This is a genomic window from bacterium (assembly GCA_022616075.1).
Lineage (GTDB): Bacteria > Acidobacteriota > HRBIN11 > JAKEFK01 > JAKEFK01 > JAKEFK01.
In genome coordinates this window covers 1-9,932 of the sequence record JAKEFK010000004.1, presented here as the reverse complement: position 1 = coordinate 9,932, position 9,932 = coordinate 1, and the positions used below count along the sequence as shown (strand labels likewise).

4 protein-coding genes and 1 pseudogene are annotated in these 9,932 nt (G+C 49.8%); 2 read left to right on the top strand and 3 right to left on the bottom strand.

Features of this window, described 5'->3' with window-relative positions; translation table 11 throughout:
• Positions 1 to 207: 207 nt before the first annotated feature.
• Together L0156_00280 and L0156_00275 are read right to left on the bottom strand one after the other, a co-directional pair.
• Positions 208 to 606: pseudogene (locus L0156_00280) on the bottom strand (AraC family transcriptional regulator).
• A 178-nt stretch (positions 607 to 784) separates the two neighbouring features.
• Positions 785 to 1,120 carry a hypothetical protein gene (locus tag L0156_00275; protein ID MCI0601427.1) on the bottom strand — a complete coding sequence of 112 codons (336 nt, stop codon included), beginning with the start codon at positions 1,118 to 1,120 and terminating at the stop codon, positions 785 to 787.
• Positions 1,121 to 1,131: 11 nt separating this feature from the next.
• On the opposite strand from L0156_00275, the gene lnt reads away from it, so the two are divergent.
• Both lnt and L0156_00265 read left to right on the top strand, forming a co-directional pair.
• Entirely contained in the window at positions 1,132 to 3,441 is a 2,310-nt protein-coding gene (gene lnt / locus L0156_00270; GenBank protein MCI0601426.1) for an apolipoprotein N-acyltransferase, read from the top strand.
• Positions 3,442 to 3,943: 502 nt separating this feature from the next.
• Positions 3,944 to 5,914, top strand: coding sequence for a sulfatase-like hydrolase/transferase (locus tag L0156_00265; protein ID MCI0601425.1), 1,971 nt, complete (start codon positions 3,944 to 3,946; stop codon positions 5,912 to 5,914).
• A 111-nt stretch (positions 5,915 to 6,025) separates the two neighbouring features.
• Here the strand turns inward: L0156_00265 and L0156_00260 are convergent, their stop codons facing one another.
• On the bottom strand, positions 6,026 to 9,733 hold the full coding sequence (locus L0156_00260) for an endopeptidase (protein ID MCI0601424.1): 3,708 nt from the start codon (positions 9,731 to 9,733) through the stop codon (positions 6,026 to 6,028).
• Positions 9,734 to 9,932 lie beyond the last annotated feature (199 nt).

Sequence of the window (9,932 nt, the reverse complement as noted above, 5' to 3'; positions counted from 1 at the left end):
TTTTGCGAGCGGTCGATCTGAATCCAAGCTTCCCCCTGGCTCTGTGGGATCAGATTTCATGAATGTTGCCGGAGTATGCTCCCTCTCCGTCAGTTCTGACTGTGTAGCTACGTATGGAAGCCTTATAAAAGAGCAGATGAACCAACTTACGATTGGACTGTAGTTTCTGACACCCTCATTTTTTATCAACCTTCGAGTTTAGCTTTCTTAAATTTCGAGGTTGCAGCGCAGTTTTGCGATGTCACCTTGCGGTGGGGCACCGAACATCCTTTTATAGTCCCGGCTGAAATAAGAGGTATCTTCATAACCAACGCGAAACGCGGCACTGGCGGCGTCCAAATCTTCGCCCATCATAAGACGGCGCGCTTCCTGAAGTCGCAATTGTTTTTGAAATTGCAAAGGGCTCATTGCCGTGACACTCTTGAAGTGATGGTGAAAACCAGAAACGCTCATGCCCAGGTCGCTTGCGATATTTTCGATTTTCAGCGGCTCGTTGAAGTGTTCGCGCAGATGCCGGATGGCTTTGGAAATGCGGCGCGTGTCTCCTGTCGAAGCCAGCAGATGACTCAGCCTTGCGCCTTGTCCGCCTTTCAGAAGTCGTTTTATACATGACTGAAACAAACGATTCTTGCTCAATCATCCAAAAAAGAGGCTAAGGACGCAAGCCGAAACGAGTCAATTTACCCCCGAAGGAGACTCGATGCATCCATCCGGATCATGAGCACGTTGCTGCCCTGTTCCGAAGTGGTATGACCGATCAACCAGAGATTGGAGGCGTCCCCTTTCACCGCTCTTCCAAATTCGACCCCTTCACCACCATATCTTGCGGACCAGATCGGAGTGCAATCGGATCGATCGCATAAACCATCATGTCCCAACCGGAATCTTCATCCGCCGAATCAGGTCGTTGTGTCTGTCCAACTACGATAAGCGCATTATTTTCCAGAATCAGAGCGTTGGTTGCACGATCGTGAGTAGGACCTCCGAACGTTTTGTGATATTGAACTTTTCCGTCCGCCGTAATTCGCATGACGTAAGCTTCATGATCTGCATTCTTCTCCGTTGCGCCATAACCGATTACAAGATACGAGCCGTCCCGAAACGGTTGAGCTTCATACATGGAGTAGGATAGTGCTCAGGTCTTTAATGGTGGAGCCTATTGACCCCATGGCGTTCCACCGGCTGAAAACAGTCCCTTCTCCATTTCTCTGCGTTCTGCTATCAGGACTGCTTCAGATCAGTATTTTCCCATCGTTGCAATTCTCGTGGCTCGGATTTGTATGTTTCATTCCCTTGCTGCTGCTGGTCCCTTTTCTTCCTTCACGTGATCTCTTTTTCTATTTTTTTCTGAGCGGATTCCTCTTTCAACTGGGCAACCTGTACTGGATCTTCCACGTGCTCGAGCATTATACGAAATTGGGGTTCTTTCTATCCGGCGGAATCCTGATTCTGCTTTGTTTGCTTCTGTCTCTCTTCTGGGGCACTTTCGGAGCGGTCCTGGGAGTATTACGTTCGCGATTGGGAATGCAGATCGCTATGCTGGCGGCTCCGTTTGTGTGGATCACTCTGGAATGGCTTCGCAATCTCTTCATTCAATTCCCCTGGTGCCTGCTCGGGTATAGCCAGTACAGCCAACTAGCGATTGCCCAATTGGCCAGCGTCACAGGAGTTTACGGGTTGTCCTGGCTCTTGATGGCCTTCAATGCCGCATCTACTACCGTATTAGTTCTTAGAAAATGCATCTATCTTTTAGCAATAATTACCGTCTTGTTGTGTATTGCATATTTCGGAAATCGTATCCTTTCACGGCCGGTAGCCGGAAACCCGATCACCGTGGGTTGTATTCAGGGAAACATTCCACAGGGCGTCAAATTGCGCTACGAGTTTGCCGAAGAAATCAACCGGAAACACTTGCGGATGACGGAAGAGTTAATCCGTGCCCGCAAACCGGACCTGATCGTATGGTCCGAATATTCCACCTTGTTTCCGCTTCGCGAAGGCGGCCTCTGGTGGGAGCAAATCATGAATCTGGCACGGCGCAGCCGTACGCCAATGCTGATCGGCAGCGATTTCTTCGATCGCGGAAGGGTATATAACAGCGCGTTTCTTGTAAACAGCAAGGGTGACATTGAAGGGCGCTACGACAAGATGTATCTGGTTCCGTTTGGCGAATACGTGCCGTTGCGTTCGATTTTGTTTTTTGCGGGCAAGGTAGTTCCGGAGATCTCTGATTTTTCTCCCGGACAGAACTATGAAACCTTTCGGTTGCGCGGGAATAAGTTTTCTGTCCAAATCTGTTTTGATGTCATCTTTCCGCAATTGTCCCGTCAGTTCTCTTTACGTGATGCTTCTCTCCTGGTGAATATCACCAACGATGCATGGTTTGGCGACACTTCCGCTCCGCGACAGCACTTCGCGATGGCTGTCATGAGAGCGATCGAGAACCGCCGTTATATGGTGCGAGTCGCCAATACAGGAATCAGTGGGATCATCGACCCGTATGGGCGCGTTCTGCAATCCGCCGGTGTTTTTGTGCCAGCCATCCATCTGCGTTTTCTCATGGTTCTCAATCACCCCGGGTGGAGTTGTGCGAAAATGACATGTGATCCCAAAGCGCAGAGCGTTTCGATCTGCGTCCCTGAAAAATGGAGGATGAACATGGTAGCAAGGATTTTGTTTTTTCTTTTATCGCTGATGCTTTTGCTTGTTTCCGCTTCCGCATCTGCGGGTCTGGAGGAAGCCTCCAAAGCTCACGGAGGACTCGAACAGTTCCGGCGTTTTGGAACTGTCGAGTATGACGTTCGGGATTGGCCCTTTGGGAAGGAAGGTGCACACAGTGATCATCAGGTTATTGATTTGAAGTCCCGCAAAATTGTAATTACGAGTAACCGATACAAGGTTGGCTTCGATGGAAAAGATGTTTGGATCGTCGGCGACCTGGATGTTTTAGGCAGCCCTCCGCGATTCTACATTTCTACACCGTTTTACTTCTTTGGACTTCCCTTCTTTTTCGCGGATCCAGGAACGAAACAGGAGTCTGTCGGTACGAAAGCGTTAGAAGGGAAAATGTATGACGTGGTCAAAATCACTTTCGAAAAAGGAGTTGGGGATACGCCCGAAGACTACTACATCGCGTACTTTGATAAGGAGACAAACCGGTTGCATCTGGTGCTGTACATCATTACGTACCCGGCGTTTCGTCAGGGCAAACCGGCAGAACACTTAGAGCGTCATGCGATCGTCTACAACGAATGGCAAACCGTGAATGGCGTTATCGTTCCTAAAAAGGTAACGTTCCGTGCCTGGGAAAAGAATCAACTGGGAAAGGCCGTTGGTTCCTACCGATACGAAAACGTGATTCTGCGCGAAAGCAGACCCGATCCCGAAATGTTCAAAATGCCGAAGGGGGCGGTCATCGACAAATCGCATGAGACGAAATAAAGCTAAGCCACGTGTGGTTGGGATTGTAACTTCCACAAAATCCCGCTCTTATTTTGTCCCCTTTGTGGGCACGGAGGGAAATCGGAGCATTTTCACGGGACAACCAGATAGCGTGTTTGGAATGAAAACCCAGTCCTGCAATTCTTCGAGATTATTTCTACGCAGTAGTATTTCATTATCGTGAATTTTTTTCATTTGCGCCGTCCAACGCGAATGTGTCTTTCCATATAATTAGATCCTTTTGGACTGTCATTTGTCTGAGTCGTTTTAGGCTGAGTTACTTAATGAACAAGAAAAATTGGATGTGAAAGCAGCGGAGGCTTATTCATCAATCAATCTTATCGAAATTATAGCGGCTCTCAGGTGGCAGCCATAGGACATCCAAACCGGCACCACACGCGCGCGCCCCGTAACTTGCGCTGAAATTGTCTAAAATAGATGCATGTGGAGGATTTGCGCGAGTTTTGCTGTATTCGCAGCTCTCCTTATATCGAGTATCAGCGTGAAACTTCCGCAGACGCCGGCAGTCAACAAAATCCTCCTGATTACAATCGATACGATCCGTCCGGATGCTCTCTCCTGTTACGGCGGTTCTAACCACACGCCGAATCTAGACAACATTGCGCGACAAGGAATCCTGTTTGAAAATGCGTTTTGCCAGGTGCCGCTGACTTTTCCTTCGCATGTTTCCATTCTTACAGGTCTCTATCCGACCCGGCACAATATGCACCACAATGGCTTACAAAAGTTTCAAGACCAACAGACTTCCATCGCCTATCTCCTGCGTCAAAGTCGTTATCGCACTGCGGCTGTTGTTTCCTGTTATGTGCTCGACCGCAAATTTGGGCTAAATGCGGGCTTCGACATCTATGAAGATCGTCTTGCCAGACAAAAAGGTGGTTATTCCGGATTCGATGCGGAACGTACTGCAGACAAAACAACAGATGCAGCGCTGAATGTGCTGAGCCGGCTGCCTGCTGAAAATTGGTTCTTGTGGGTGCACTACTATGATCCCCATGTTCCGTATTCTCCGCCTGCTCCATGGAAAGGCTACCGGGGTGAAGTTGGCTTTGTCGATCAGCAGATCGGACGATTGCTCAAATCGCTGGAATCAAAGGGAAGAAACAAACAGCTCCTGCTTCTGATTGCAGCCGATCACGGGGAAAGTCTTGGTGAACATGGAGAATCGACTCATGGATTTTTTGTCTATAACAGCACGATGAAAATTCCGCTGATCCTTTCTTATGATGGATCGGTCAAAGGTGCACGAAATGACGTCAACGCAGCCACAATCGACATTGTGCCAACCATTATGGAGCTTACAGGAATCAAGGATCCGCTTTCACGTGATGGCCGGTCGCTGATTTCGCTTTCTAAGACCCCCAGATCCATCTATTTTGAATCGCTCTATCCGCAGCTTCATGGATGGAGCCCGATGCGCGGAGTATTGAAAGATGAGTGGAAGTTGATTTTGACCACGCGTCCGGAGCTTTATCAATGGAAGCAAGACGCTCAAGAAAAGCATGACCTCTATAAGAAGCAACCCCGCATCGCGGCTCCTCTGGGAAAGGACATTGCGGCACTTTCGCGACACGTTACTAAATCTGTAGTAATGCCCGATGAGGAAACGAGAGAGAAGCTAGAAAGTCTAGGATACACCTCCTCCGGAACCACAGTTGCCGGAGATTCTGATCCAAAGGACAAGATTGGAGTATGGACCCTCTATCAGGAATATCTGCATTTTAAAAACTCCGGTAAACAGCAGCAGGCTTTGAAACTTCTGGAAAAAATTCATAATCAGGAAAGCTCGAATCCATTTTTTGTGCTGCAGCTGGCAAAGCAATACCGTGAATCGGGCAATGTTTCGCGTGCAGTTGATTTGCTGCAGAAGTTGGCAAAAAGGCAAACAGACGCAGATGTGCATCATGAGCTGGCTCTGGCATTGCAGAAGTCAGGTAACCCAGCAAAAGCTTTAGACTCACTGCAGATTGCCATCAAGCAGCAACCGGACCGGCTCGAGTTTCGCGAAAGTTTGGCGATTCTGTTTTTCCAAACCGGTAAATTCATTGAAGCGATCGGAGAAATGAAAATCGTTCTGCAAGCGGATCCGAATCATGCATCCGGCTGGAACAACTATGGCAACATTCTGCGAGAAGCAGGGAAACGAAAGGAAGCAGAAACTGCGTATGGAAATGCAATCAGCTTAAATCCGGAGTACGCTACGCCCTACAATGGTCTCGGCATTGTGATGTTTGAGCAGAGAAAAGTGCAGGAGTCGATTCGGCACCTCTTGAAGGCAGTGAGTCTTGATCCAAATCTACACGACGTTTACTTCAACCTGGGGATTGCTTATGAAGCCAGTGGGGACCGTGATAAAGCACGCAGTTTTTACCAGAAATTCCTGGATGTCGCGCCGCTGGAAATGCAGCAGCAGCGCACCGCCGCAAAACAACGGCTAAACCAGTTACGTTAAAGAAAGAAGCTAAACCCAAAAACGCGAAGCCGCAAAGATCATCTTGGCGTCTTCTGGCCTTTGCGTTAAAAAAGGGGGGCACGGATTAGCCGTGCCTTCCTTATATGTATGCTACTGACAGGCGTCAGGCTGATTATCGTTTACCTGCATCTTGAAGTTGGTCAAAGTAAGCTCATCAAACTGGAATCCGCGTCCGCTGATGAGCGTATCGGTGCCATACGCGATGTCGAGTCTTACTTCCTTGGCTGCAAACGTGGGCGAATTCAAAGCTGCAGCCGACCAGCTGCTTTCCAGGAAAGCGGATTGCGGACCGCTCCAGCCGTTTTGCTGGCTCGTTACGCAAGTACCGTTTGCGCCGGAAGCATTGTACGTGCTTCCGCCATCCGGATCTACTGTGGTGCGAGTGTCGGTCTCTAAATCAACAATTCCGACGTTGGCGCGATCGTAGCATTCGGTGCTGCAAGGCTCAGTATCAAAGCGTGTCGACATCCGTAACGTGGAATTTTCACTGAGCTCTACAACCGGCGATTGGACCTCATCACATTGGCTGTCTTGCAAACTCGATGAGGCTAGATGGAAGTTGGTTCCATTGGCGCCACCCAGCAGGTTGCTTCTTTCAAAAGTACCGCTGAATGTTGCCCAGCCTTCCCGATCCGCTTCGAAACTAAAGGTCTTGGAAGCAAACAGCTGGAGGTCTTGTTCTGCAGGACCAATGCGGAACACACCGGAGCGAGTCGATGGAGCGAGTTCATCGGAAGTCACTTCTATACGGAGCTCGATAGTGTCTCCCGGACTCAGACCGCTGCTGTTGAAGTTTAAGATGCCTTCGGCGGTTGCGCAGGAAGCAAGACGATTCGCGATTACTTTCGGGAAAGTTGTCTGAATCTGAACGCCTGGATGAGAAGAAGTGGCGCTCATGATACGAACGTTGTGCTGCAGATTCTTTCCGCTGTTTAAAACGGAGAAGCGGAACTCTGCCTGTTCGCAATTGTCGATAAATGAATCGCCGTCGCCGCCGCCCAGCGTAAGTTGGCCGGACGATTCCAGAACCGTCAAGTTTGGTCCTGTGGCTTGCGATCCTTCACAGAAATTGCAGGTGGCCGTTGCGCTCGTACTCACAGTCGTATTCGATTTTCCGCAGTTATCCGGATCGACATAGGACACTTTTATCGTATCGATGTTGTTCACGGCGATCTTTCCGTCACCGCGAGAAGGTCCGCCGCCGGATACTGCGATCGTTCCGATATAACGTCCGGAGTTCAACGGTGTTTCTGTGAGTTTTAATGTTTCGTTCTTTTCTTTGCTGGAGCTGACGGTCACCGTTACGGAACCTGCTCCGAAGCGATTATCCCAGACGGTGACAGTCATCTTTGAACCGCATGTATATTGTGTCTGGTCAATTTCGATTCTGGCAGCGCAGTGTTGTGGCATTGCGAGCGAGCAGTTACTGGCCGGACCAAAACAGGCATCCGAGCTTCCGGCGGCAACGATGTTGTACGCATACAACTGCCGGTTTCCCACTTCAGTGTCCGTGAAAGAAGTATTTGTAACTTCTGCAATCAGAGCCTTTCCGAAATTACATCCCGCAAAACCTTCACCACGAAACACCCAGTACCGTTCGGCATTCGGAACACCGTTCCAGGAAACCTGGATCTGATTGGAGCTCGCTTGCGTTGTCACAACTGTAGAGATGTTCGGCGCGCCGGCGCATCCGGAGTTTGTTTGTGCAGGCGCCGAGCAGGCGATTCCATGGCGGTTGTACGCATTGAAGATGGCCGTTATATGCGGTGTTCCGTCCAGCACGTTGCCGTTATCATCATCTGCTGCGAGCCATTGCAAATAACCGCTGTCGGCGTTGCAACCGTTGGAAATGCGCGATACACAATCGCACGCATACCAGAGCGCGACGTTTCCGCTTCCCTGATAAAAGATCTTGTTAGCGATGATGAAAGCGGTGTTTGGATCGTAGTTGAATGGTGCGCTTTGCAGATCGCGCGCAGCAAGATCCCAACCGGCTTGCCGGACAGGAGCGGCAGCACAATGAACCTGCCGTCCGCACGGTCCCGTGCTGATCACACAACGGCCGCATACATGATTCTGAGGCGTATCGGGCGTTTGATCTGCATGCAGCGCGAAATCGGAATCACGAACGCCGGAACAATCTACCGCACAATGCACTCCTGCCGTTTGGTCTTCATCTACATTTCTGGTGCCGTCCGAAGCCAGACCGCACGCTCCCTCCGGAGGCAGGAAAAAGCCATGTCCGACGCAAGAAGCTTGCAAGCGAAGAATCCCAACGATATCCGCATATCCTTCGCTTGAATTACTCAGTACTCCTACAGAGTCATTATCATCGAGTGCATGGCCCCATTCATGATCGAACACGGCCGCAATCTCTCCCGTATTTGCGCAATTGGTTCCGTCACTGCTCCCGCTTTTGAAAAAGTTGATGGAGCCATCAATAGGAGAGTAGAACGCATTGCACACATCGCTGATGTTCATGTTCGCGGTAATCGGATTTTGCAGGAAAGGATTCATCGGCAAGTAACCGCGAGCCAACTCTACTAACTTATTTAATTCATAAAATCCCGCTCGCGATGAAGGTGTGTTGCCTGGTGAACTTCCTGCAGAGTCGCAATCGTGCTGCCCGTTGATTCCACCCAGATCGAGGCTTCCTACATTGGAGGATTCGCTGACCGGGCCGCAATTATCAAATATGTTCACAAATGGTCCCGATAAAGTGGTGGTCACCGTTCCGCTGGTGAAATCAAACACTCCTCCACTGTTAGTAAAATTGTTTGGGGCTGCTAATCCGGTATCTGCAAAAGGCATCGGATATGCGGACTGCATCGTTCCGCACTGTGTAGGCTTTCCGCATACGGCAGTATTGGTCAATGGATAAACACCGCCTACAATTTGTTCTTCCGTATAATGATTCACATCACGAAAAGAAAGGACTTCACCCGTATGTGCATCTACAGCGACTTCCCACAATGCGCGATCCGGACTTCGCTGAAATCCGAAAACCCACGCGAGAAAATGTCCGTAGCCTTTTCCGACTTGAAGCAGGTCCGTTTGACTGAAGCCGGGTGGAGAGAAGGGAAGAATTTCCAGCGCCGGCTGTTTCCAAATACGATCACCTGCTTCGCGTCCGCCCGCATAATTGAATCCGGCTTGTTCAGCCGCTGTCGCGTCAATGCCGGGAGTCGTGCTGGTGAGAACCGGGCCCCAGGCCTGAACGCCGGCTAAAACCAGATTTCCGTAGCTGACCGTTGCCATGAATCGCGAATCACGGACCGGTATGCCGTTCACTTTTCGCGGAATATGGATTTGCCACAAATGGTCAACATCTCTGGCGGCTTTGGCGGAACCAAACTCTGCCGGGTTGATTCCCAGCACAGCTTGATTCTGACTGATCCACTGCAGGATCACATCCCGCACTACTCCTTCATCGACAACCGGCACCGGACGCCCCAGTTGCCTCTCCAGATCCTGAAGAATCAACTGATTCCCGCTGCCGGAACCCGGAATCAGTGGAACCCGTGTGATGATTCCATCAGGATTCGCAGATCGCGGATCAATGTAAGCAAAACCGCTCCCGTACCTCACGAAGAAATTGCTCCATGCAGCCGCATTCGACAACACGCTTAAAAGCGAATCGAGAGGAACGTTGGCAATCGGAATGGAAAGTTCCGGCTTGAAAAATTCCCTCTCATCTAATATGGAATCTTTCTCCTTTGGCTGTATCGCAAAAGCGACCGGAACCGTGGTCACAATGAAACATATGAGCAAGAACCTTTGAAACAATTGTCTGTTCATAGCTCCTCCAAAGAATTCTGAAAGTACACTTACTTCATACTTTCGAAGAAAAAAAGGAGGAACTCAATGAGGTAAACACCCTAAAACGGTGGGAAACCGCCCTCAAAATTCAAAAAGCGCTGTTGGAGAATTTTCGCAGAGACTACCGGCATGTTTCATTCGCAATCACAGATTGGTCTGAGGAATACACGGTTTATAG

What these genes read in the sequence shown, in the direction of transcription:
- L0156_00260 (MCI0601424.1), bottom strand. Translation starts at nt 9,733, where the DNA reads ATGAACAGACAATTGTTTCAAAGGTTCTTGCTCATATGTTTCATTGTG.
- L0156_00275 (MCI0601427.1), bottom strand. Translation starts at nt 1,120, where the DNA reads ATGTATGAAGCTCAACCGTTTCGGGACGGCTCGTATCTTGTAATCGGT.